This window comes from Leptospiraceae bacterium (assembly GCA_016708435.1).
Lineage (GTDB): Bacteria > Spirochaetota > Leptospiria > Leptospirales > Leptospiraceae > UBA2033.
Genome location: JADJFV010000001.1, coordinates 943,225 through 965,397, shown reverse-complemented (window position 1 = coordinate 965,397; position 22,173 = coordinate 943,225). Strand labels below are relative to the sequence as shown.

General features: G+C 34.3%; 27 protein-coding genes and 1 pseudogene. 16 read left to right on the top strand and 12 right to left on the bottom strand.

The window, feature by feature from the left end; all coding sequences use genetic code 11:
- Positions 1-31: 31 nt before the first annotated feature.
- Positions 32-586, top strand: a complete 555-nt coding sequence (locus IPH52_04655; GenBank protein ID MBK7054333.1) for a Uma2 family endonuclease — start codon at positions 32-34, stop codon at positions 584-586.
- On the opposite strand, the gene IPH52_04650 is transcribed toward IPH52_04655, so the two are convergent.
- From IPH52_04650 to pyrB, 3 genes are read right to left on the bottom strand one after another with little or no spacing between them, the layout of a single operon-like run.
- Positions 583-1,809 (bottom strand): LL-diaminopimelate aminotransferase, encoded by a 1,227-nt coding sequence (locus tag IPH52_04650; protein MBK7054332.1) that lies wholly within the window; start codon positions 1,807-1,809, stop codon positions 583-585. The genes IPH52_04655 and IPH52_04650 overlap by 4 nt on opposite strands.
- On the bottom strand, positions 1,796-2,164 hold the full coding sequence (locus IPH52_04645; protein ID MBK7054331.1) for a DUF2203 family protein: 369 nt from the start codon (positions 2,162-2,164) through the stop codon (positions 1,796-1,798). The genes IPH52_04650 and IPH52_04645 overlap by 14 nt, the downstream gene beginning before the upstream one ends.
- A gap of 2 nt (positions 2,165-2,166) precedes the next feature.
- Positions 2,167-3,105, bottom strand: a complete 939-nt coding sequence (gene pyrB, locus IPH52_04640) for an aspartate carbamoyltransferase (GenBank protein MBK7054330.1) — start codon at positions 3,103-3,105, stop codon at positions 2,167-2,169.
- 141 nt (positions 3,106-3,246) lie between these two features.
- On the opposite strand from pyrB, the gene IPH52_04635 reads away from it, so the two are divergent.
- Entirely contained in the window at positions 3,247-4,560 is a 1,314-nt protein-coding gene (locus IPH52_04635) for an adenylate/guanylate cyclase domain-containing protein (protein MBK7054329.1), read from the top strand.
- Positions 4,561-4,620: 60 nt separating this feature from the next.
- On the opposite strand, the gene IPH52_04630 is transcribed toward IPH52_04635, so the two are convergent.
- The 3 genes from IPH52_04630 to IPH52_04620 all read right to left on the bottom strand — a co-directional run bounded on the left by IPH52_04630 (position 4,621) and on the right by IPH52_04620 (position 6,402).
- Entirely contained in the window at positions 4,621-4,983 is a 363-nt protein-coding gene (locus IPH52_04630; GenBank protein MBK7054328.1) for a hypothetical protein, read from the bottom strand.
- A gap of 74 nt (positions 4,984-5,057) precedes the next feature.
- Positions 5,058-5,819 carry a DJ-1/PfpI family protein gene (locus IPH52_04625; GenBank protein ID MBK7054327.1) on the bottom strand — a complete coding sequence of 254 codons (762 nt, stop codon included), beginning with the start codon at positions 5,817-5,819 and terminating at the stop codon, positions 5,058-5,060.
- A 52-nt stretch (positions 5,820-5,871) separates the two neighbouring features.
- A complete protein-coding gene (locus tag IPH52_04620) occupies positions 5,872-6,402 on the bottom strand; it encodes a hypothetical protein (protein MBK7054326.1) in 531 nt (176 codons plus the stop codon).
- 169 nt (positions 6,403-6,571) lie between these two features.
- Here IPH52_04620 and mazG point away from each other — a divergent pair, with 169 nt between their 5' ends.
- Genes mazG through IPH52_04600 form a run of 4 tightly spaced genes read left to right on the top strand, consistent with a single transcriptional unit; the run spans position 6,572 to position 8,199 of the window.
- On the top strand, positions 6,572-7,327 hold the full coding sequence (gene mazG / locus IPH52_04615; protein ID MBK7054325.1) for a nucleoside triphosphate pyrophosphohydrolase: 756 nt from the start codon (positions 6,572-6,574) through the stop codon (positions 7,325-7,327).
- The gene (locus IPH52_04610) at positions 7,294-7,698 is read left to right on the top strand and encodes a hypothetical protein (protein ID MBK7054324.1); all 405 of its coding nucleotides are present in this window, start codon (positions 7,294-7,296) and stop codon (positions 7,696-7,698) included. Before mazG ends, IPH52_04610 begins: the two co-directional genes overlap by 34 nt.
- A gap of 43 nt (positions 7,699-7,741) precedes the next feature.
- A complete protein-coding gene (locus IPH52_04605; GenBank protein ID MBK7054323.1) occupies positions 7,742-7,891 on the top strand; it encodes a hypothetical protein in 150 nt (49 codons plus the stop codon).
- A gap of 5 nt (positions 7,892-7,896) precedes the next feature.
- Positions 7,897-8,199, top strand: coding sequence for a DUF971 domain-containing protein (locus tag IPH52_04600; GenBank protein ID MBK7054322.1), 303 nt, complete (start codon positions 7,897-7,899; stop codon positions 8,197-8,199).
- 151 nt (positions 8,200-8,350) lie between these two features.
- On the opposite strand, the gene IPH52_04595 is transcribed toward IPH52_04600, so the two are convergent.
- Complete coding sequence (locus IPH52_04595) at positions 8,351-9,604, bottom strand: amidohydrolase family protein (GenBank protein MBK7054321.1); 1,254 nt, start codon at positions 9,602-9,604, stop codon at positions 8,351-8,353.
- Between the two features lie 408 nt (positions 9,605-10,012).
- On the opposite strand from IPH52_04595, the gene IPH52_04590 reads away from it, so the two are divergent.
- Positions 10,013-10,339, top strand: coding sequence for a transposase zinc-binding domain-containing protein (locus IPH52_04590; protein MBK7054320.1), 327 nt, complete (start codon positions 10,013-10,015; stop codon positions 10,337-10,339).
- A 36-nt stretch (positions 10,340-10,375) separates the two neighbouring features.
- Here IPH52_04590 and IPH52_04585 read toward each other — a convergent pair whose 3' ends face one another.
- The gene (locus IPH52_04585) at positions 10,376-11,419 is read right to left on the bottom strand and encodes an IPT/TIG domain-containing protein (GenBank protein ID MBK7054319.1); all 1,044 of its coding nucleotides are present in this window, start codon (positions 11,417-11,419) and stop codon (positions 10,376-10,378) included.
- A gap of 469 nt (positions 11,420-11,888) precedes the next feature.
- On the opposite strand from IPH52_04585, the gene IPH52_04580 reads away from it, so the two are divergent.
- The 8 genes and pseudogenes from IPH52_04580 (at position 11,889) to IPH52_04545 (ending at position 15,331) form a co-directional block, all read left to right on the top strand.
- On the top strand, positions 11,889-12,104 hold the full coding sequence (locus IPH52_04580; protein ID MBK7054318.1) for a hypothetical protein: 216 nt from the start codon (positions 11,889-11,891) through the stop codon (positions 12,102-12,104).
- A 489-nt stretch (positions 12,105-12,593) separates the two neighbouring features.
- A pseudogene (locus tag IPH52_04575) lies at positions 12,594-12,713 on the top strand (WG repeat-containing protein).
- 42 nt (positions 12,714-12,755) lie between these two features.
- Positions 12,756-13,052, top strand: coding sequence for a hypothetical protein (locus IPH52_04570; GenBank protein MBK7054317.1), 297 nt, complete (start codon positions 12,756-12,758; stop codon positions 13,050-13,052).
- A gap of 72 nt (positions 13,053-13,124) precedes the next feature.
- Positions 13,125-13,415 (top strand): type II toxin-antitoxin system RelE/ParE family toxin, encoded by a 291-nt coding sequence (locus IPH52_04565; GenBank protein MBK7054316.1) that lies wholly within the window; start codon positions 13,125-13,127, stop codon positions 13,413-13,415.
- A 17-nt stretch (positions 13,416-13,432) separates the two neighbouring features.
- Complete coding sequence (locus IPH52_04560; GenBank protein ID MBK7054315.1) at positions 13,433-13,732, top strand: HigA family addiction module antidote protein; 300 nt, start codon at positions 13,433-13,435, stop codon at positions 13,730-13,732.
- Between the two features lie 106 nt (positions 13,733-13,838).
- Entirely contained in the window at positions 13,839-14,276 is a 438-nt protein-coding gene (locus IPH52_04555; GenBank protein MBK7054314.1) for a putative toxin-antitoxin system toxin component, PIN family, read from the top strand.
- On the top strand, positions 14,269-14,550 hold the full coding sequence (locus IPH52_04550) for a toxin-antitoxin system HicB family antitoxin (protein MBK7054313.1): 282 nt from the start codon (positions 14,269-14,271) through the stop codon (positions 14,548-14,550). Before IPH52_04555 ends, IPH52_04550 begins: the two co-directional genes overlap by 8 nt.
- 358 nt (positions 14,551-14,908) lie before the next feature.
- A complete protein-coding gene (locus IPH52_04545; protein ID MBK7054312.1) occupies positions 14,909-15,331 on the top strand; it encodes a DUF4281 domain-containing protein in 423 nt (140 codons plus the stop codon).
- Between the two features lie 130 nt (positions 15,332-15,461).
- Here the strand turns inward: IPH52_04545 and IPH52_04540 are convergent, their stop codons facing one another.
- Positions 15,462-15,869 carry a response regulator gene (locus IPH52_04540; protein ID MBK7054311.1) on the bottom strand — a complete coding sequence of 136 codons (408 nt, stop codon included), beginning with the start codon at positions 15,867-15,869 and terminating at the stop codon, positions 15,462-15,464.
- A 12-nt stretch (positions 15,870-15,881) separates the two neighbouring features.
- Positions 15,882-18,011: an ABC transporter substrate-binding protein gene (locus IPH52_04535; protein ID MBK7054310.1), complete on the bottom strand. Its 2,130-nt coding sequence runs from the start codon at positions 18,009-18,011 to the stop codon at positions 15,882-15,884.
- A 169-nt stretch (positions 18,012-18,180) separates the two neighbouring features.
- Between IPH52_04535 and IPH52_04530 the strand changes: the two genes are divergently transcribed.
- Positions 18,181-18,621, top strand: a complete 441-nt coding sequence (locus tag IPH52_04530) for a hypothetical protein (protein ID MBK7054309.1) — start codon at positions 18,181-18,183, stop codon at positions 18,619-18,621.
- A gap of 9 nt (positions 18,622-18,630) precedes the next feature.
- On the opposite strand, the gene IPH52_04525 is transcribed toward IPH52_04530, so the two are convergent.
- A complete protein-coding gene (locus tag IPH52_04525; protein MBK7054308.1) occupies positions 18,631-19,848 on the bottom strand; it encodes a hypothetical protein in 1,218 nt (405 codons plus the stop codon).
- Between the two features lie 39 nt (positions 19,849-19,887).
- Positions 19,888-22,122 carry a hypothetical protein gene (locus tag IPH52_04520; GenBank protein ID MBK7054307.1) on the bottom strand — a complete coding sequence of 745 codons (2,235 nt, stop codon included), beginning with the start codon at positions 22,120-22,122 and terminating at the stop codon, positions 19,888-19,890.
- Between the last annotated feature and the right edge of the window lie 51 nt (positions 22,123-22,173).

Here is a 22,173-nt window from a genome sequence, read left to right as displayed (position 1 = left end):
AAATAGAAAGTTTTTTCAAATCCTAAGTATAATGACTTTATTAAAACATCCAAATGTTCAGGCACAAGTTTATAGAATGACTGTTAACAATTATCATAAATTAGTCGAGCAAGGAGTTCTGTCTAAAAAAACTGAATTAATTGATGGTATTCTAATCGATAAAACTCCCGAGTCTCCTAAACATACTTATATTATTAACGCCATCTCAAAAATACTAAGAAAAATTTTTGAACAAAACGGTTTTTTTATTCAAATAGAGCAACCTATATCTACGAAAAAATCTGAACCAGAGCCAGATGTTAGTATAATTTGCGGAGATCTAAGCGAATATAAATTATCTCACCCGACTACTGCTCGTCTTGTAGTTGAAGTCAGTATAACAACTTATGATCTCGATTTTCAAAAACAATTTATTTATGCAGATGCAAATGTTCCTGAATATTGGCTTATCAATTTAAAAGACATGGAAGTAGAAGTTTACAAAAATCCTGATGCAGGAAAATATCTAGAAAAGAAAATTTATCGTCCCACAGACTCTATTGAAATAGAAGGGACGATAATTGAGTTGAAAGAGTTTTTAGCTTAAAGTCCCTTAATTCTCTCCATCGCCTCTAGAACATTTTCCTTCGAGCCAAATGCGCTTAATCGAAAGTAACCTTCACCAGATGGACCGAATCCTGAACCAGGTGTTCCAACTACTTGCACTTTAGATAGAAGCTCATCAAAGAAATCCCAGGAACTCAAATTACGCGGAGTCTTTAGCCAGATATAAGGAGCGTTAGTTCCGCCAAATATATCGTAACCGAAACTCTTGAGAGAAGTCTTGATTGTATTCGCGTTATTCATATAATAATCAACATTTGCCTTCACTTCTTTTTTTCCTTCCGGCGAATAACAAGCAGCAGCCGCTTTCTGGATAGGATAAGAAACTCCATTGAACTTCGTTGTATGTCTTCTTGACCAAAGAGAATTAATGCTAACTTTTTCTCCAGAAGAGGTATACCCCATTAGTTCTTTTGGAATTACGATATAAGCACAACGTGTTCCTGTAAATCCAGCCGTCTTAGAAAAGGAACGGAATTCCATCGCAACTTCTTTAGCGCCTTCTATTTCAAAAATAGATTTAGGTAAATGGCTTTCTGTAATAAACGCTTCATAAGCCGCATCATATAGAATAATGCATTTATTCTGACGTGCATAATCAACCCAGGCTTTTAGTTTTTCTTTTGTGATCGTTGTTCCAGTTGGATTATTCGGATAACAAAGATAAATCAAGTCAGGTCTTTCTTTTGGAAGCTCGGGCTCAAAGTTATTTTCTTTTGTGCAGGGAAGATAAATTAAATTCGCATAACGACCATCTGCCCCTGCTACACCAGTTCTTCCCGCCATAACGTTAGTATCTACATACACAGGATACACTGGATCAGTTACTGCAATCTTACTATCTAGAGAAAAAATTTCTTGTATATTTCCGGTATCACATTTAGAGCCATCGGATACAAATACTTCGTCTTGACCTATTGTAATTCCTCTTGGTGCAAAGTCATTTTGAATGATTGCATCAATTAAGAATCCGTATCCCTGTTCGGGTCCGTATCCTTTAAACCCGCCGGTAGATCCCATTTCGTCTGACGCATCTTTCATCGCCTTAACAATGCTTGGCGGGAGTGGGAGGGTAACATCACCTATCCCCAGTCTAATAATTTTTTTGGTTGGATTTTCTTCCGAATATTTTTTTACTCGTTTCCCAATTTCTGGAAATAAATATCCAGCTTTTAGTTTGAGGTAATTTTCGTTAATAATCGCCATTTTGTTTTTTCCTTTTAATCAATTTTCTTCCTGCAAAACCTTCATCATAGGAATGTTCATACAATAAATCCTCTTCCCCGATCTTCCAGCAGTAGTATCCTATTCCATTATCAAAGTCAACGAGCCATATTCCTTTTACATCGACTTCAAATTCTAACATCGTAAAATTCCATACTCTAACCAACTCATGGATTTCATCTTCCATTCTTTCCATTTCATTTTCTGGGTAAATCTTCTCAGCAAGTAATTTGGAAATTGAGTTTGACCTTTTGTAAAAGTCCTCTGTTATTTCTTTTATTCTTGGAAATACTTCCAATGCTTCTTCCAGAGTCCATATTTTTTTAGGGGCTAACATTGTTATAATGGATTAATTTCAACACCAAGACATAGACAAAGTAAAGTCATTCTTACAATTACCCCATATTCTGCCTGTCTAAAATAAGCTGCATTGGGTAAATCATCTACGTCAGTCGAAAGCTCATTCACACGGGGTAATGGATGTAAGACTGTAGTATTTTTCTTGGATGCTAAAATCAATTCCTTATTCACTTTATATGTTTCTTTGAGACGATCGTATTCTTTGTGATCCAAAAATCTTTCTTCTTGAATGCGGGTAACATAGATTACATCACACTCCCAAATTTTTTTAATATCTCTTGTCTCTTCAAAAGTAAGCGGATAACCATCCATTTCCTTCTTATAACTATCCGGTAAAGTTAATTCTTCCGGAGAAATTAAATACAAATGAATATTATAAAATTTTAATAGCTTGATTAAGGAATGAATGGTTCGTCCATATTTCAAATCACCGATAAAACCCACAGTAAGTCCATCTAACTTTCCCTTCTCAGATTTGATTGTATACATATCGAGAAGTGCTTGGGTGGGATGTTGACCTGCTCCATCTCCTGCATTTATAACTGGCATTTTTACTGCACCAGATGCAATTCGAGAAGATCCTTCTACTGGATGGCGGATAACGGTGATATCCGCATAGGCTTCGACCATCTTCATTGTGTCGTAAAGAGTCTCCCCTTTTGAAATAGAGGAAAACTGGAAACCTACTGTTGAGATTACTCTACCACCTAATCTCTCCATTGCTGACTCAAAGGAAAGCCTTGTTCGCGTAGATGCCTCAAAGAAAAGGGATGCTAACAATTTCCCGTTTAGCATTCCAAAAGACTTTCCAGAATGTAGGAGTTGTTTCATGATATTGGTTTTTTGAATGATAAAATCTAAATCTTCTTTCGAAAATTGATCCGTATCGAGAATGCTCTTGTGTGGGAACTGATACATAAATTCAAACTATTAAAGCTAACTTCACTGGCAATCAAAATTGCGATTCGAAAATCCTTTTTGAAAATCAAATAAGAAGAAAATAAAAAAAGAAATTCATTTATTTTTTAGCATATTGATAAATATTACCGACTAAATTCTATGAGACTGACTGATTCCAAAATAATGAATCCTTTTACACTTGAGTTTAGAGATAAAGAAAGAGAAGCGGAATACAATGATTCATTTTACCAAGACTATATTAAGAATACCCGCCTTGTGGTTGGTATCGTTGCTGTATTAGACTTTTTAGCTAACTTTGCCAGGTTTAAAGATTTTCAATTTGAGTTTATTTTTAGTTCCAGTTTTGAAATTTTTATTTTTGCAATTGTATTAATTTTATCTTCTTACTTAAAAATATTTAAGAAGATTTACATTCCAATTGTATTTCTTTCTAATCTAACTCTTGCCTATCTTACAGTGATTGAGGTCGTCTATAAAAATGGGAGTCCTCTTGAAGTATTACAAATCATAATTTGCTATACAATATTTCCTAGAAGCTATTTTAAATACTCAATATTTGCCAATACATTCACTTTGGTCATCTACACTCTTTTATCAAACGAATCTTATTGGGATACTCCCAATAATGCGTCAGAAGTTTTTCTTTTTTTAAATATTACCGTTTTCGTAGAATTAGCCGCATATCTAAAAGAGCGTTTTAATCGCAATGATTATCTAACCAATAAAAGAATTGCTGAGCAAGAAGAAAAATCCAATCGACTACTATTAAATATTTTACCAGAAAAAATTGCAGATGAACTAAAACACAAAGGAGAGGTAAGTCCCGTTTTATACGAATCTGTATCCATTGTGTTTACTGATTTTAAAGGTTTCACTCGAATAGCCGAAAGAATGCAACCAGAAGAATTAGTAAAAGAATTAGATGGTTATTTTTTTCAATTTGATGAAATTGTGAAAAGATATAACCTAGAAAAACTAAAAACGATTGGAGATGCATATATGTGCGTAGGAGGGATTCCAATTAAAAATTCTACACACGCAATCGATGCATGTCTCGCTTCTCTTGAAATTTTAGAATTAATGAATCAAATGAAAGAAATAAAAACTTCAATGAATTTACCATTTTGGGAGCTTAGATTGGGAATTCATTCCGGATCTGTTGTCGGCGGTGTTATCGGCAAAACAAAGTTTACCTTCGATATCTGGGGAGATACCGTAAATCTTGCAAGTCGAATGGAATCTTCCGGCGATGTTTCGCGTGTTAATATCTCCGAGCAAACCTATGAATTAATTAAAAAAATTTTCGAATGTGAATACCGCGGAGAAATTGACGCAAAAAATAAAGGTAAGGTTAAAATGTATTTCGTAAACGGAATCAAATCAGAATTATCTGTAGATGGTAAAGGTCGCGTTCCCAATGACAAATTTAATTTAATCTATGGGAATTTATGAAATAAAGACAGGTTTCAAACCTGTCTCTACGATAGGGGTAATATTATTTATTCTCAATTATCAATCTTGCACGAATCCAGTTAACTCTGTGCTGACGGGAGTGAGGATAATGGAGAATGGCAATAGAATATACCAGTAGCGAGTTGTTTCTCTTTGAATGATATGAACCTTGGTTGCTTTATTTCTTGTAGCGTCTTCGGTAAAATCATCAAGCGTTTGATCAAAGCTAGAATTTCCTAGTTTGTCATGAATAGGGACTATCCCAAAGAAAAAATGAAGAGCAACATTTGTCGTTGTTTGATAATACTTCGGCTTACCCATTGGTGTGCTTGTGTTGTTGAATTTTTTGATACGCTCAGTCGTTGAACAATTCACAACAACTGAAATAAAAATAATTGTAAGAAAGAAAAGAATTTGTTTCATACATGACCTCTAAATTTTAATTAAACTTTGAGGCAGATTCTTATACTCCGCTGTCAATTCAATCTTTTTTAAAATTATGGATTTGTTTTATTGGAAAGCATTTCCATAAATTGAATTGAAAAATTATAGGCATCACCAGGCCATCTTGCCGAAAGATAATTTCCATCTTGAAGAGAAAAACCCCTTTGTAAGTTCTCGAAGGTATCCCGAAAAACTGGCGCGGGTCCTTCTATAAAATTTTCAGGATAAGCAAGAACAGAAGTTACTTCTGCCTGAACTGTAATTTCAGGATAAGTCAAATAATAATCTCCCAACCAAAGTCTTGTTAAATTAAATGCAGTCATCTCTTGTGATTTAAGCAAGGCTGTTGTCTTCTTCTCAAAGAGAATAGATTTTCCATTCTCTGGATTTTTACTTCTAGCTGCTAATACAACACCATGACATATTGCGCCTATCGGTTTTCCTGTTAGAAAAAAATCACCTACAAATTGTTGTAGAGTTTTTGATTCTAGATAATCTTTCATTCGCTTTGCGTGTCCACCCGGTAGTATAATACCTTCGTAGTCAGAAGGCTTCAAAGTATTATAAGGTTTGGGATTACGAAATGAATTACTCTTAGTCATTTCAGAATAAGCTAACAAAGAGTCTTTTCTAGCCATGAGCACTTTCTTCCAAACTCCAAGTCCATGTCCCGTTAACATGATATTATCTGCCTCGCCAGGTGAACCATCTGGTGTAGTGAACTCTACTTGATATCCATTGGAGGTGAGAATTTTCCAAGGAATAGAAGTTTCGGAAGGATCGAAATCATTGCGTGGAATTGGTATTAGTATCATGATTTCAATCGTTCCGATTTGCTTTAAGATTTACAATCTAAAAATATATTTATTAATTCCCCTTACGATTTGCAGTTATGGTTACAGTCTCTCTTACTTGCATTCTTTCAAACGCTTTCACTGAGCCAAAAAGAATAATACCATAAAGTAGAGTCGATGCAACTGTGTTGTTAAAAAATGGAATTGCAAGCACATAGCATTGAATTAATCCTGCAATTGATTTTTCATACATAGAAGATCCTAACCAAACAGCAAAATTTGTTACTATAAAAAAGAATACTGCGCCTAAAACGCTAAATCCAACTGTTTTAACAATGCCCTTCTCTTTTTGTAAATACCAACCTAAAACTGTAAATAGCGCCATACATCCATAAACCACTGGCATTAAGGAATGAAATCCAATGATAGCATCACTGATAAGCATCGCAAAAAAAGGAATCAAGAGAGAGTCTCTCTTTGATAGAATGCTTGCTCCGGAAAAAAGCGCAATTGCCATCACAGGTGTAAAATTTCCTGGATGCGGAATTAGCCGACTCATTGCGGCTACAAAAATCATTAAAGAAACAAATAGAATTTTATTCATAGCAGTACCTCATGAATAAGAAATTTTCAAATTACAAGTATGTCAAGTAGGATTTACATTCTTAGGAAAGAAGTTGTTTCTGCTTGGAAAAAAAACCATTACTACAAAGGTTGCACTAGAAGTAGATATTGAGGGCAACTTGAAAGAAATAGATGAATTAATAGATATTATGGTTAGGCTCAGAAGTGAAAATGGATGCAATTGGGATAAAAAGCAAACCTACGATACCCTTCGAGAATTCATAATCGAAGAAGCATACGAAGTCGTAGATGCTGTAGAAAGTAAAAACTTTGAGCATATGAAAGAAGAACTAGGCGACTTGCTTTTTAACATCGTTTTCTATGCCCAGATCGCAAGTGAAGATGAAAAATTTTCGATTGCAGATGTAGCAAAGGATATTTCTGAAAAACTAATTCGCCGTCATCCGCATGTTTTTAACGTTCCCGCAAATCTAACTCCCGATGAAGTCTTAGCCAACTGGAATAAAATTAAACAGCAAGAGAAAATCAATAACCCTAAACCTGAATCCATATTAGATGGAATTCCAAAATCACTTCCTTCCATTCTAAGAGCGGAAAAATTACAAAAGTCAGCAGCAAAGGTTGGATTTGATTGGGCAAATGTAGAAGATGTAAAAAACAAACTTCACGAAGAAATTGAAGAGTTGTATAGAGAAATTGAAAGTAAAAGCAATCAAGATAAAATAGAAGATGAACTCGGTGACGTATTATTCTCTGTTATCAATCTTTCTCGCTTTTTGAAAATTTCACCGGAAGTAGCACTGAATCGCGCCAATTTAAAATTTACCTCGCGGTTTCAGTTTATAGAAAAAGAAGCAAAAGCAACCAATAAAAACTTAGAGGATATGACTCTAGAGGAAATGGATCAAATATGGGACAAAGCGAAATTAAACGAGAACATTTAAGATTAACAGAGGAAGATTTTCCTTTACTTGAGAATAGAACAAAGGATATAATGGGCGTTATCCTCAATGAACTAGAATGTGAGCCCCTCCAAATTGATAACTGGCCTTATAGATATTCAGTAGAAAAAAACAATATTAAATACGAGTTAATCTTTTCCCAAATGGGCTCTGTAACTCTAAGGCTTGCACAAAGTGACCGATATAGGAGAAACCCACCTCCTATTTTTTACATCAGCATTGGTAAATACGAAAACTCTGTTTATGCTTGGGAAGACTTCAATGCAAGTGAAGTAAATACTGAAGGACGGGAATTGGTGAGTGCGATGGACGCTAGCATGGCAGTTTATGAAAAATCTATCAAGGATTTGTAAACAAAATATTTGACTTATAGCTTCGGTACACAATTCTGACCTTATGAACCAGAAAACTGTTAAACTATTAAAAAAATACGCTGATCTCAAAGGCATTGATAAAAAACAAATCAAACGGGAATGGCTTTCTCTAAACGAAATGGAAAAAGACAAAAAACGCCAAGAAATCGTTTCTGTCCTAGTTAAGAAATAGTCTCTATGTTAGCCACCTTTCCGCAAGAGATTCAGGTAGACTCCGAAAACCTGACAATCACTTGGAAGGATGGCTTCACTTCTCATTACAATCTTTTAGACCTTAGAAAGAAATGTCCTTGTGCCGTCTGTTGTGGTGGTCATGGGGGTAAGATAGGTGCGGCTACAGGTCATATCACTTCTATTCAACTCGTATCTTGGCGCAAAGTAGGACGTTATGCGCTCAACTTCACTTGGAACGACAACCACGATACAGGAATTTACTCTTACGATAATCTCCGTGCTTACTCAGATGGAAAAGCAGAGTAATTTTACAATAATTGATTAATATTTAAGTGGCGAACAAGCCGTCATCCCCAATATTTTCTGTTGGGGATATGTAGAACTTGAGATTCCCGAAATCGCTTGGCGGCTGTGTGAGCAAAGCGAAAGGGTGGAATTTCGGGAATGACATTCAAATTTACTCTTTACTATTCTTTAAAAGCCTCCCTTTAAAATAAACAGCTTCAATAGAGCCCGGGAAAGTATGATTTTCAAAGGGTGACCAACCCGATTTACTTTTAACCATTTGCTTTGTAAAAGTTGTAGGCTTTGCTAAATTCAAAACTGTGAAGTTTGCAGAATATCCTTCTTTAATCTCACCAAACCCTTTTCCAAATTCTTCTGGCAAATATGGATTTACAAAATCTCCCGGCTTCTTTGCGCATGTTTCGACTATTCGTTGTAAGTTTACTTTTTCGTTTTTTATTAAATGTGTTACAAATAGGGAATATGTGTCTAATTGCGATATTCCGCTAATTCCTTTTAACTTTTCTTCTATCGAATGAGGAGCATGGTCTGTCGCAAGATAATCAATCCATCCATCTTTGAATGCCTGGAGTAAAATATTTTTATCCGTTTCATATCTAAGGGGAGGATTCATCTGAAACCACTTGTGATTTTCTTCTGTTAAAACAGATCTATCAAAAAATAAATGTGTCGGAGTAACTTCGCAGGTAACTTTCACCCCGCGTTTTTTTGCAGCGATGATTTTTTGTAAACCTTCGCCACTAGAATAATGACAGAGCTTTCCTGTTAGGTTGTATTTCTCAATTAAATACAGGGCGAAATCAGTTGCCAGTATTTCTGCTTTCAGTGGTCTCCTGTCTTCATGTGTGGCAGCACCTTTAGAGTCTTCTAAAATAACAGGATCTTCACAGTGAAAGCTTACATTCTCTCCCGCATAACGCTGAATAACTTCTTCCAACTCCTCGTTCGTTTTAAAAAATAATTCTCCAATCGAAGGTCCCATAAATACTTTGTAGGGAACTGATTTGCTAAGCGGATTTGTATTTGGACCTATACCTGCATAGATTGTAATTTGTATGGAAGCTTTTTTGGTAAGAGCATTTTTCTCATCGTAACTTTTATCGTCTATAGGTGGAACCGGATTATTCGGCATATCCGCTACATGAGTAACACCACCATTAACCGCTGCCGCCGATGCAGAAATAAAATCTTCCTTATAACAATGCTTGCCACTTACATCTTCTCTTGCGTGAATATGAATATCTCCGAAGCCCGGGAATAACAAACAATCCTGCACATTATAAAGTATTGCATCTTTTTCGATTCCTTCTTTTATATTTGTAATGAGACCGGTTAATGAGTCGTATTCGATCGTTCCAATAAATTCTTTTTCGTGCGTAATAATTCTTCCAGCAATTGCAGTCATTGTATTTCCTTAAGGAATGCTCTCTATGCTTTTGTTTTACATCAAGTAATTTTTAAAGATAGAATTTGATTTAATAGCCTATATGCTAACCTTTACTCATCTACGCTCTAGCTCCGCTTATAGAACCGGTATACATCCGCTCTAAACTACCCCTTTGACCGGTGCTAGAGCGGCTCTGTAAGCGGAGCTGAACCGGACGTGAGTAAAAGACAACTTATAGGAAGTGATACCGGTAGTAATTGGATTTTTAAATTAATTCTTGCATGAATTTATTTTTGAATTTATTTATGAATTTTTGCATGGGCTGAGGGGACACCCATGCGGAGAGTATTGCGCCCCGTTGGGGCTTTAGTATTTTTGCACATCTTTTTCGTTTTCTGTTCTATACAAAGTAGGAGTCAGACTACTTTGTATATTTGTTCAACCAATAAAAGTAAACCCAATTACTTTCCAGCATTTGAAAGATGGAGTCTATACAAATCTATTTGGATGAATCACTGGGAAGAGTTTCGGAGAATTTATAACACAAGATTCTTGTCGAAGTATGGAGAACTTTCGGACGGGAAAATAGAAGAGGTGGAAAAGCTTTTAGGTTGTGGGAATTTTCAGAATGGGTTCCAGAGATATTCTTGTGAAGAATGCGATGTAAATAAGGATGAGATAGGAGAACAGATGAATCAAAATATTTTGATAAAATTCAAATTCTCAATCAGAACTTTACTTTTTCAGCAATGACTAATTAGTGTAAATATATTAATAATGATAACATATTTACACTCTAACCACCCTCTTACATGAAGTATAATTATTATTCAAAAATAGTTTTACTGCTGAGAGTGGTACAATCAGTCCTTGCAGTCGAAGATGACCAAACCTTGAAGCATTGCTATAATAATAAATTGTCTTACTTCCTGTATCCACATACGATATAGTACATTTTCCTACGACTGTTCCCGAAGAGTTAGCCTGAGCACAGGTAGTTGTAGTGCTGTAATTACTACCAAAGCAATTAGAAGAAGTATATTTACTTCCGGAAGAAAATTCTTCACAGTATCCTCTCGTTGTACTGGAAAAGTTATTACAACTTGCACCAAATGGAACGACTGTGTTTAATACCTGAATTCCAAAACTTCCTGTTTGAGAATTCTGAGTAGTTTCAGCTTTTATTGTAAATCCATATATCCCGGAAGCTGTATAATTGTTTACATTGGAAGCCCCTGCACCAATACCAGTAGTCGCAGTTGCAGAAAAATTTGTACCACCATTAATACTATTTAAATTTCCAATAGTAGTATCAGGTGAAAAACCAGTTGTTTTAGAGATGAGCGAAATTAAATAATTTCCTGATGAAGGGATATTCACTGTAAAGTAAACATTTGAATTTGTAGAAGTTACATCACCAACAAGATAAGTACTGTTCAGAGTTATTGACGAAGAATTTACTATTGTAAAATTATTACTCATTGTGTAAGTTTTTCCATCGATAGTTATCACAACAGATCCGGAAGTTGCACCGGTTGGAACGGTCGCACTAAATGAAGTATTTCCATTTGATGAAACATTGGTTGAAACAGTACCATTAAATCTAACGCTTATTTTTGATGAGTCTGTAGGAATACTTTTCCCAGTAAAAGTAACTGTAGCACCCACAATGTCAATAGAAGGTGAAAAACTAGTAATTGAAGGGGCTTCCGTTGTCTTACTAGAATTGTTCAAAGCAAACAAAGCAACTAAATTTGTAGAGGTATTGTCTTTTTCTTTTTTAGCGCAGTTCAGTAATGTTAGTGTAAGAAATATTGTAAATATTGTTTTCATAGAATTTTCCTTTTATAATTTTTTGAATTAAATTTATAATTCCGTTGGCATAGGTTTGGTTTTAATTACAAATAAAATTAATTGTAATTTGATATTGATTGTATTTTCAATAATCTAAGTTTTTCTCGCAATGAGTATTTTCTGGCTACCGTAAAAACTGGATAAACTTAGTCAAGGTATTTTAAGTTTTACCTATAGTCGTCTTGTCAAACAGGAGTTAGCAAATTTCACCCCGTTTAGTTATAACACCTTATTATGAAAGAGACGAAAGTCCATGTACCATTCTCAAGAAATTCTGGATTAAAATTGGATACTCTGCTTTTGAGAATGGGGAACTTTAGAAAATTGGAACCTATTTGCAGAAATGTTTTAAGCTTTAATTTGATTAGAATGGGAGAGGGGGGCAATTTACTAGAAAGACAGCCTCACAGAATGCTTTAGGCTTGCTTAATGAGTATGAAAGGGAGAAATGCGTAATCAGATTTTTCTCTCTTGTATTAATCGTACGGAAGAATTTCGTAAAGTAGATGAAGAAGAAAATTTATGCATTCTTTTATCAAGGAGTTTAAATTCAGAAAACATTGACAATCAATTTATAGGTTATCTATTATGTATTAACCGTGCCCGTGAAAAATATCAAGAAATTGATGATAGAGAAGATATCTTCCATATTAATAAGAATTGATACTAGAGCTGGGGCTGTCTTAAGTTATCTATGCGATAGTAACTATTCTACTAAGGAATGAAAAATGAAAATTTTACCCCGTTTAGTTCATAACACCTTATTATGAAAGAGACGAAAGTCCACTTTTGCCTTAAGCCTTTAATTTGTGCGATTAGAATGGGAGTGAATTATGGGAGAAGTTGGATGCAATTTACTAGAAAGATAACAAGAAGGCAAACAAATTCTCTAATTTGGATTTTACATTTAAGAAAAAAAGGTTACTCAGTCCCAAGAAGAAAAGAGAAATTTTAAGTCAAGATTACACTTTTCATATTCCAGAGCGATCTAGTTTACATTCATTTGGATTTCTACAAAATTCAGCCTTTTATTTCAATCCGTAAACTAAAGCAGGGAATGAATGTGAGTTATTGATTTGACAATAAAAAAGAAGGTAGTTATTGATTCAAATGAACTTACTTACTTTAACTCATAGATCATTCAAAATAGAGTTATTGCAATAAGGAAGGAAAATCAGTATTAGCCTTTACGTATCAAGATGCTTTTGGTTTTAATAAACAGGGAGTCGCTGCTGTTAAACAGAATGATAAATGGGGACTTTTTAAATATTGAAAGGATTTTTTTAGATTGAAATAAATGGTAAGGAAGCGCATAATGGCTAATGGTATGAAAAAGATTATACTAGTTTTAATGATTTTCCTTTTCGTTTCCTGTTTTGGAAATGACGAAGAAGGAAATAGTGTTCTAATATTGAGCAAACGTAATAAATGCGAGAATACTATTAGAGAAACGCAGAATGGGTTTAATCCTGAAACTTGTATTGTTATGTTAGCTGTGGTTACACCGGAAAAGCCGCCAACTTATGGCACTGATGCGACACTACTTTGGTGTCTGGTCTATCAATTTGAAATGGCAAAGTGTAAAAAGAAGTCAGATGTTTTACCGCCTTGATTTTATTAATAAAAATTCGAAACTTCATTTATTCATGCTTTACTTGAAGACACGAAGATATAATCTTGTTGTATGATTTCTGATTTTGGAGATAAGTTTACAGAGGATTTATTCAATGGAAATGATTCATCAAAGGCTAAAAGGTTTCCAAAAGAACTTGTTGAAATTGCTTTGAGAAAGTTAGATATGTTGAATGCTGCTGCAAAAGTAGAGGATCTAAGATCTCCGCCCGGAAATCGACTAAAGAAATTGAAAGGGGATTTGAAAGATTTTTACAGTATTCGAATTAACGATCAATTTAGAATTACATTTCAAGTATCAGGAAATAAATTTCAAAACGTAAAAGTAGAAGACTATCATTAATTTTAAAAGGAGAATTTATGTTACCTAAGAATAGAATTGCAAATCATCCTGGAACAATCTTACTAAAAGAATTTTTAGAGCCATACAATGTTACGCAGACTCTTTTTGCGAAGCATGTTGGACTAAGTCTTCAAACGATAAATGAAATTATCAAAGGCAAACGAAGTGTTACCCCTGAAACAGCTTGGTTATTTGCTAAATCATTTGAAACGACTCCTGAGTTTTGGATGAATCTACAGATGAATTATGATTTAACTGCCCGAAAGCCTGTCGATAAATTGAAATCATTGCAAACATTAAAACTTTCTGCTGCATAATATCGAAATGTAAAACTGAGTCAGATGTTTTGCCGCCATAAATTATTTAAAAAAGTCACACTAAAATAATCTTGACGTATGACAGTATATATGCTATCACTAACTTGTGAGAATTACTTTAGATACAAATGTGGTATATCAAGCATTGCGAGATAGCGGTGGGGCTTCTTATTTTATTGTTAGGCTTGTGCGTGAGAGGAAGCTTGAATTGTGTCTTTCTATTCCTGTTTTCTCGGAATACTCTGATGTGCTATTGCGTGAAAAATCTTTAAAAGATTTAGAGTTAAGCAAAATGGAAATTAAAGATTTTCTAGATTATATTTGTAGCGTAGCGTCTCCTTTTTCTATTAGCTTTCGTATGCGTCCTAATTTAGGAGACGAAGCAGATAATATGTTTGTAGAATTAGCATTTGCAAGTAATAGTAATTTTTTAATTACTTCGAATATTCGAGACTATACGATTGGTAACAATTTATTATTTGATTCATTTAAAGTAATCACACCAACAGACTTTGCCAGAATGTGGAGGAAATTTTATGTCTAAAAAAAATGTTTTAACCATTCGAATTCCAGAAGATTTGAAAGATAGATTAGAAAGAACTGCCTCTGCTCAAGGTGTTTCCTTGAATCAATTTGCTTTGTATGCATTCACAAGAGGACTTAATGATGTTGAGACTGCCCAGTTCTTTAAAAAAAGAATAGCGGGTAAGACCAATGAGTCGCTAGAAAAGAATTTTGATAAAGTAATGAAGAAAGTTAAAACAAGAAAGACTCAACCAGAATGGGATAAATTAGAATCAATTGAAATAAAGAGGTAAGTAAGTTCGATGTTTTGATAGAATCATAATAAGTTTCAAGGAGAGATAAAATATATGAGAGAAAAGAAATTTTACCCCGTTTAGTTCATAACATCTTATTATGAATGAAACACAATCCACTTTTGCTATACCCATTCTCAAAAGTAAATTCTGGATTAAAATTGGATACTCTGCTTTTGAGAATGGGGAATACCCCTTTGTAGAAAAATAGTGGAACCTATTTGCGAGAAATGGTATTTAAGCTTTTAATTTGTGGAATTAGAATGGGAGAGAATTATGGGAGAAGTTGGATGCAATTTACTAGAAAGAAAAAGAAAGAAACCTATTCAGGAATAAAATACATCGGATAAAAATAAAAATGAACGAACTACTTTTTACTCTTCTTAGTTTTTCGCCGGGACCGTTCTGGTTGATTTTAGCATTTGTGCCAAATCACAAACTGGCGATGCGGGCTTTTGATATATATTTAATTTTACTCTCTACTGTTTTTGCCATGCTGACTATTCCTGTTATTCCCGAACTTTTGCCTATAATCGCATCTCCTAAATTGCATTTGCTTCAACAATTTTTATCTTCCGAGCTGGGAACTGTTGGAACTTGGAATCATATGATCTTGGGTGATTTATGGATTGGTAGGTGGGTTACTCATGATTCGCTCCAAAATAATATTTCCTGGTTTATTCGATTGCCGATTCTTTTAGTGATTCTTTTCTTTGGTCCCGTCGGTCTTTTCTTCTATATTGTTTATCGCATTCTTTTTGTGAAAAAACTTTGGCTTTAAGACACAAGAATTTTTCCCCCGTTCATTTCAAAATATACTATGAAAGAAGTTGAATGCAATTTACTAGAAAGAAAATTAGGCTGCTTTTTTTCTTGCAACCGATAGATCGTATTCAGCCTGCATTCTTACCTTAGTTCTTATTACAACATTGCATGACTGCTTCGGATAATTTATTTCTATCCCAGGGTTTAGGAAATACGGCATAGGTGGCGGCTTCTTTTTTTACTCTTTCAATTGCTTCGTGATCAGCGTGACCTGTTACCATAATGGATTTAATATTTGGATATAATTTATGAGCATGAATTAAGAACTCATCCCCTTTCATGCCGGGCATCATCCAATCTGAAATAACAAGTCTGACATCGATACCCGAGTGAGATAATTCCGCCAGGATAGAAAGAGCTTCTTCTGCATTCATCGCTATTTCGTATTGAAAGTTAGAACCAAAACGATTGCGAAGCTCTTGCTTTAAGGTAAGTAAAATAATAGGCTCATCATCAACACATAAAATTACGATTGGCTTAGTATTTGTTTCCAATGGATTTCTCTTTTAGATAGTTCCTGCTGATTTCAACCATACACTAAATTGTGTTCTGCCCGGGTAACTTTCGAATTCAATTTTACCGCCAATATTGGTAATAATCTTTTTACAAATATCAAGTCCTATCCCGATTCCTTCTCCATGCTTCTTTGTTGTGAAAAAAGGATCAAAGATTTTATCTTGAATTTCTTTTGGAATTCCAATTCCTGAATCAATAAAAGAAACTACAATCCAAGATTTATTTAGTTCCGTTCTAATTTCTAACTTTCCTTTATAACTCATAGCCTGTAAACCATTATTTAATAAATTGATCCAGACTTGATTTAGTTTATCTCTGTTTCCTATGCATTTCTCATTTGTTTGATAAGTTTGTATCACTTCCACCGCATATTTAATTTTATTTTGATATAGAGTTAGGATGGTTTCGATTTCTGATTTTATATCTATTTCAGAATTATTGTCTTCATTTCCTTTTCCGTTTGGATTCAAATATGATTTCAATGCACCAACTACATGCGATGCTTTTCCAGTAGCTACGGAGATAATGTTACTTAGGTGAAAGATCATAGAAAAAGAATACACAACGGAAAGAATGTCTGTGCACTTATTGGAACTAAGCAAATATACCAAACGATCGCCTAATTGGTATATGCCTGCATCTATAACGATGGAAGCAATATTTTCAGAATTTTTTATACCCGCTTCTCTAAAAGATTGAACAAGATTTTTCTTTATCGCTCTGTCAGGAAAACCATCCGATACGGGTGAATGCTTCAAGCTTTCTTCCAACATAATATTAAAACGATTCATATCTTCTTCATCTAAACTGGCAAGTATAGAAGGAATGTGGTTCAACTCGTTGTGAAGAATATCTAATATCGCTTGGTTCGAAGACAAAATGGCTCCAAGCGGAGTATTCAATTCATGTGTCATTCCGGCTGCTAACTGTCCCAATGCGGCTAGCTTCTCCGATTGCAGCAACCTGTTTTCTGTCGCCAAACGCCGATTTTCCGCAGACTCGGCTTGCGTGATTAGACGCTCTTTGTTAAGTCTTTTTGTTTGCATATGCCATACAAAAATAGTGACAAATATAAATATACCAATACTGCCATAGAACCATCTTAAGTCCGGCGGCGGATTTGGTTCATACAAAAATCCTTCGAGTGTAAAGTTTTTTGGCAACATTCCTAGCTCAGAGTATACTTCTCCAATATGTTTCCAACGACCCGGATTCATATATCCCATCTCAACTAGAACTGGTTGTAATAGCGCCATCATCTGCTTAGCCTCATATTGCAAATGTTCTTTATGATTACGTTTAGAATACTTTGATAAAATAATATCTATGATTTCTTCTTGGTGCGTCATAGCATATTGCCAGCCGAGAATACTTGCTTCCCGAAATGCTCTCACTCTAGCAGGATGTTCTTTTATTTCTCCTTCACTTGTAAAAAGATTATCACCGTAAAAATCAATCCCCGCTGAACGAGGGGAATATGCATTGTATGCGAAATGCGCTTTATCAAGATAATCAGGTTCATTTGTTACATAGGCAGAAAAACCATATACTTTTCCGTTGATTAGATCATCGGGATTAAAACTGTGCTTCTCTTTTGTTAAACTGTCTATGTTTATACCTTCTTTTTTTAAGTAGGCAATTAATTCTTCCGATTGAGCGGCTAACATTATTGTTCTACCGGCAATATCATGAATCGTCTGGGTGGCACCCCTACTCGGAGTTAATAATACATAAGGTGAGTGTTGAAAAATAACTGCTACGACAACTAACGGTTTGCCGGCATTGCGCTCTAAGAGTAAGCTACTACTACCTACACCGAACTGAACTTTTCCTGACAGCACATTTTCTACAACAGGATTTCCATTAAAGGATTCAGTTATATTCACATCAAGTCCTGCATTCGCATAATATCCTTTTTCCAACGCTGCATAGTATCCCGCAAATTGGAATTGGTGCAAATATTTCAGTTGTAGATTAATTTTATCAAGAGCGAAAATTGATTTTCCACTACTCATCAATAACAAACACACAATGATTCGTTTTAGAAAAATTAGGTTACAATAGCTAAAAAGTTTTTGCTTGTCCGCATCATTTTTATATTCATTATTCACTAACCTCATGAATTTAAAATAGAAGATGATAAGAGTTTGGTCAATGTAAATTTTATTGATTCTTTTTAAAATTCCATAGTTTTATTACTTTGTGTAAGGCATGTTCTTAAATCTGAATTTTTTTTCTCTTGTAATGAAATTTAAAGGTAAATAAATTTGTAAAAAAGGAGACGACGACATGAAACAATTTTTCATTATAGTCCTATTATTTATATTTAGTGTCACTACAGAGGTATTCTCTCTCGATTGTCCTAAGAATCTTACAATCAGTTTCACTTCCCCAAAACAGAATGAATCAGTGAACGGTGCCAAGCAAAAGGTTACTCTGACAACTAACGTCAAGGAAGGGCTTTATTATCATTTGATCCAAACAAATACAAACGATAAAAAGAAAACAAACTATCTGCAAAATTCCGGTGCAGTGGATAATCTAAATATATCCAACAATGTATGGCTAGGAAATGACACACTCGGAAAAAACAGTAGCTTTGTAATTACAGCTATCATAAGCACAAAGCTCATTGCAAAAGAAGGCAAGGTTGCAATATGGAACGAGACTTCCTTAAAACCAAATGAAATTTGCAATAAAAGCTCTGTAACTGTAAATAGGGCTAATTAGTATTTTCCTCTAAGAAAAATTATCTGACTGAGCTACTTGGGATGAAGAGCTACTTTCATCCCAAGAGCCACCTGCTCCACCACCGCCGCTTTGTCCTTCTCCAAATTCTGATGGAGTATAACTTGTTTCATTTCTATCATTTAAAACTTCATTCGCAAGAATTGCTTGATCTAAAGAATCAGAGCGAGAAGAGTTTCCAGAACTCTCTGAATAACTTGTATCCATAGAACTTAAATATTCATTTTCCGATGTAACTTCTCTGTGCTTGAAATATTTTTTCATATACTCATCATCACCTTCGTGAGTTACATAGAGTCCATTTTCATCTTTGTGAATAATTTGTTTTGTCTTAGTAGTGAAATCTTGGATGCGCTTTAAGTATTGTCGTTTATCAATATCTCCATGCCAGATATGGTATAAATCGCCTTCCACATAACCAATTCTTCCTTGGACTAATTTAAAAAATCGTTTAGACCAGTTTAATACTTCATCCAAATTATCCGTAAAAGACTTTGTAATGCAGCTATGCGGTATTTGCCCCGCCGCCGCATGTGCGATGATATGATCTGCTCCTCCGATTAGGGCTCTATCGTATAACGGTATTTTTGTTAAAATTTCTCTTCTTGCTCCCCACGCAAAACCCACATGTCCGTGAATATTGTAATTTTCTTGTTGCATTGCATTTAAGTTTGCAGTTTTAAAATTTGCACAGAAGCTTCGCCAGAGTCTACGATTGGAATAACTTTCTTTGAAAATTCTTTTTTTATGCTCACTTACATCAAAAGAAGGCTCTGTCTCATTTCGTTCTAGATGAATACAATATTCGAACGGTTGAATGATATTATGCGTTTGTAACTCTTCCACACCCTCTACAATCCAGTTTGTATTTTGAAAGATCACATCTGCATCTACCCAAAAAATATATTTATACTTTGCCGGCAAATGCTCCGCAATGATTCTATTTAAAAGAGCCTCTTTGTGCCAGAGTAGATTTTCTGTATATACACGTTTGATATTTTTACTTTCGGGTAATTGTGGCTTTGCGCTCCCAATCACACATTCTAATATAAAATGATTCGTATCCTGAATCAACTCATAGAACTGGTTAAATGCTTTTAGTCTATACGGAGAATTTTGAGGGTTAAAGAAACAAGAAATCACAACTGCTTCTGGATGCGATTCATACCTTGTATTTGAGCCAAAGAGTTTTTTTAGAAAGTTAAACATAAGATTTATATTAGTGTAGCCCTGATTTTTTTAAACCATTTATTTAATAAATTCCGCGCTGTAGGGAATTTTATCTTGGGTGAGTTTTAGTTTAATGAGTTTGATTTCGCTTTTCGGAGTGGGTGGTTTGCGATACTGAAAGTATTCAGCAAAGACGATTTCTTTTTTTGAATTTAAGAATTCTTTTTTTTCCAGACATTCTTCTGGCTCCGAGGTGGTCTTGATGCAATCATAATTGTAAGAAGTAATTTCTTCTGCATAGAGAATTCCATCGAGGCGAAGCTTGTCTACTGGAACATTCTTTTTGCTAAAATAAGCAATGGAAGTATTGCAACTAAAATCACTGGAAAGAGCCTTGCACTTTGGATCATATGAGTATTGAATTTTTCGTTTCAAATTATTTTTCTTTCCAAAATGGTCTTCACTTAGCAAGTCTCCGTTTGTGTCGTAATTGAATTTATACTTTGCTATTCCTTTTTGATTTTTTTTAAGCTTATGATCTTTGTCGTAGTAGGCTTCTAGAATTAGATTTCCATTGGAATCAAACTCTCTAACCATCTTTGCATAACTATGAATATCCTCTCCAGTAGATTTTAATTCGATCAGATTTTCATTCTGGTCGTGAAATTCCTCTAAGGTTGTGCATTCATAACGATTTGATTTTTTTTTCAGACAATTTTCATTGTAGGCAAAAATCATTCTAGCTATACCATCTGGATTTGCTTTTAGTCTTCCATTTTTTCCAAGGGTCTCTTCTCTTGTGGTAAATTTCGAATTCTCATATTTGTAAAGATAAGTCGCTATTCCATCCGAGTCTTCGATTGGTTTTCCATTTACATCTTGATTTTCTTTTTTAATTAATTTCTCTTTATCAAAAAGATAAATTGTTTTAACGCTTAGCTTTTGATAGATATTGTATTTTTCTAAATCAATTTTAAAGCCATTTTGATCAAAGTTTGCTTTCACGATTTTAATGCTGTCTTTTTTGTTTTCTGCTACTTCTTTTGAATCGTAAGTTTCTTTCCAGGCAGTGCAGTAATTGGGTGATTCTAAATTTGCTTTTCCGGTTTTGACACAGTTCTCATCAAAGATAGCTTTGTATTTTAGTTTTAAGTTCTTATCATAGACTTCGGATAGAGTTTTACAATCATGCGGTTTATGACCGTTATCCAGACATGCTTGGCTATAGGCAAATATGTATTTTGCCCCTCCGGAACTATCTTCGATTAGTTGATTCTTCGCGTTGTAAAATTCTCTCAGAATCTCGTTTCCTTTTTTGTCAAAGCTTGCCGTTTTCTTTGCATACGCTCCTAGCTCAACAGAATAGTCGAGACATCCAAATGTAAAGCGATGAGCAATGTCTTGTAATTTTCCGTTTATATCATAATTTTCTTCTAAGCTAATGCAATTTTCTGCATTCTGTTTTTCTTTGACGCAATTCAAATCATACTGAATAATTCTCTTTCCATAGTTCACATTTTCCAAGCTTGATTTGTTTTCTTTCTTATCTATTCTATTTGAATATTCATGAAAGATGATGCAGGCTTGGGGTTTGCCTGTAATCTCAATGCATTTATAATCATATGCATAAATCAATTTATGTTTAATTTTATTGGATCGATCGTAGATTTCGTGTAGGTTTAGATTGCCAAATGTATCAAAGGTTCTAACGACTTTCGCATTACCATTGTTATCCTCTACAAGTTTTAGTTTTTTATTTAGATTCACTTCGAGAGTTCTACATTCTGATACTTTGTGTTTTTCAATTCCAATGCAAGTTGGATCAAATTCCATTTTGTATTTATGGATTCCATTTTCATCTTCGATTGGATTGTCCTCTCCATTAAGAGAAGAAACTTCTTTCAGGCAATCTTCACTCTTTTTTATTTCTACGCATTTACTATCATAAGAGAAAGTGATACGCGAAGAAATATTTTTGAGTTTATCAAAAGTTTTGATTTCTTCTAAAAAACCAGAAGCATTGTATTTTCTTTTTTCAATTGCGACATTCGGCTCGGACTCTACTAAATTTCCTTTTGCATTTAAGTATTCAGATTCTAATAAAATCCCATTTAGATCATATAAATCTTTCCTGAAACCTGATTCACTCGGTAGAATAATTTGAAAGTTTTTATTAGCCAAAATTTCTATTCCAGTCTTAATGGAAGTTTCCTGTTTCTTCACATTCTTATTTTTGTTTTGTTTTTTTGTTGCTTCGGGGAAAACAAATACCAGAGAAAATAGGAAAATTAACAATGCAATCTTAGAATTCATAAAATAAGTATCGTCATTTCTTTTTTATTGCTATTCAAAATAGGTAAGCGG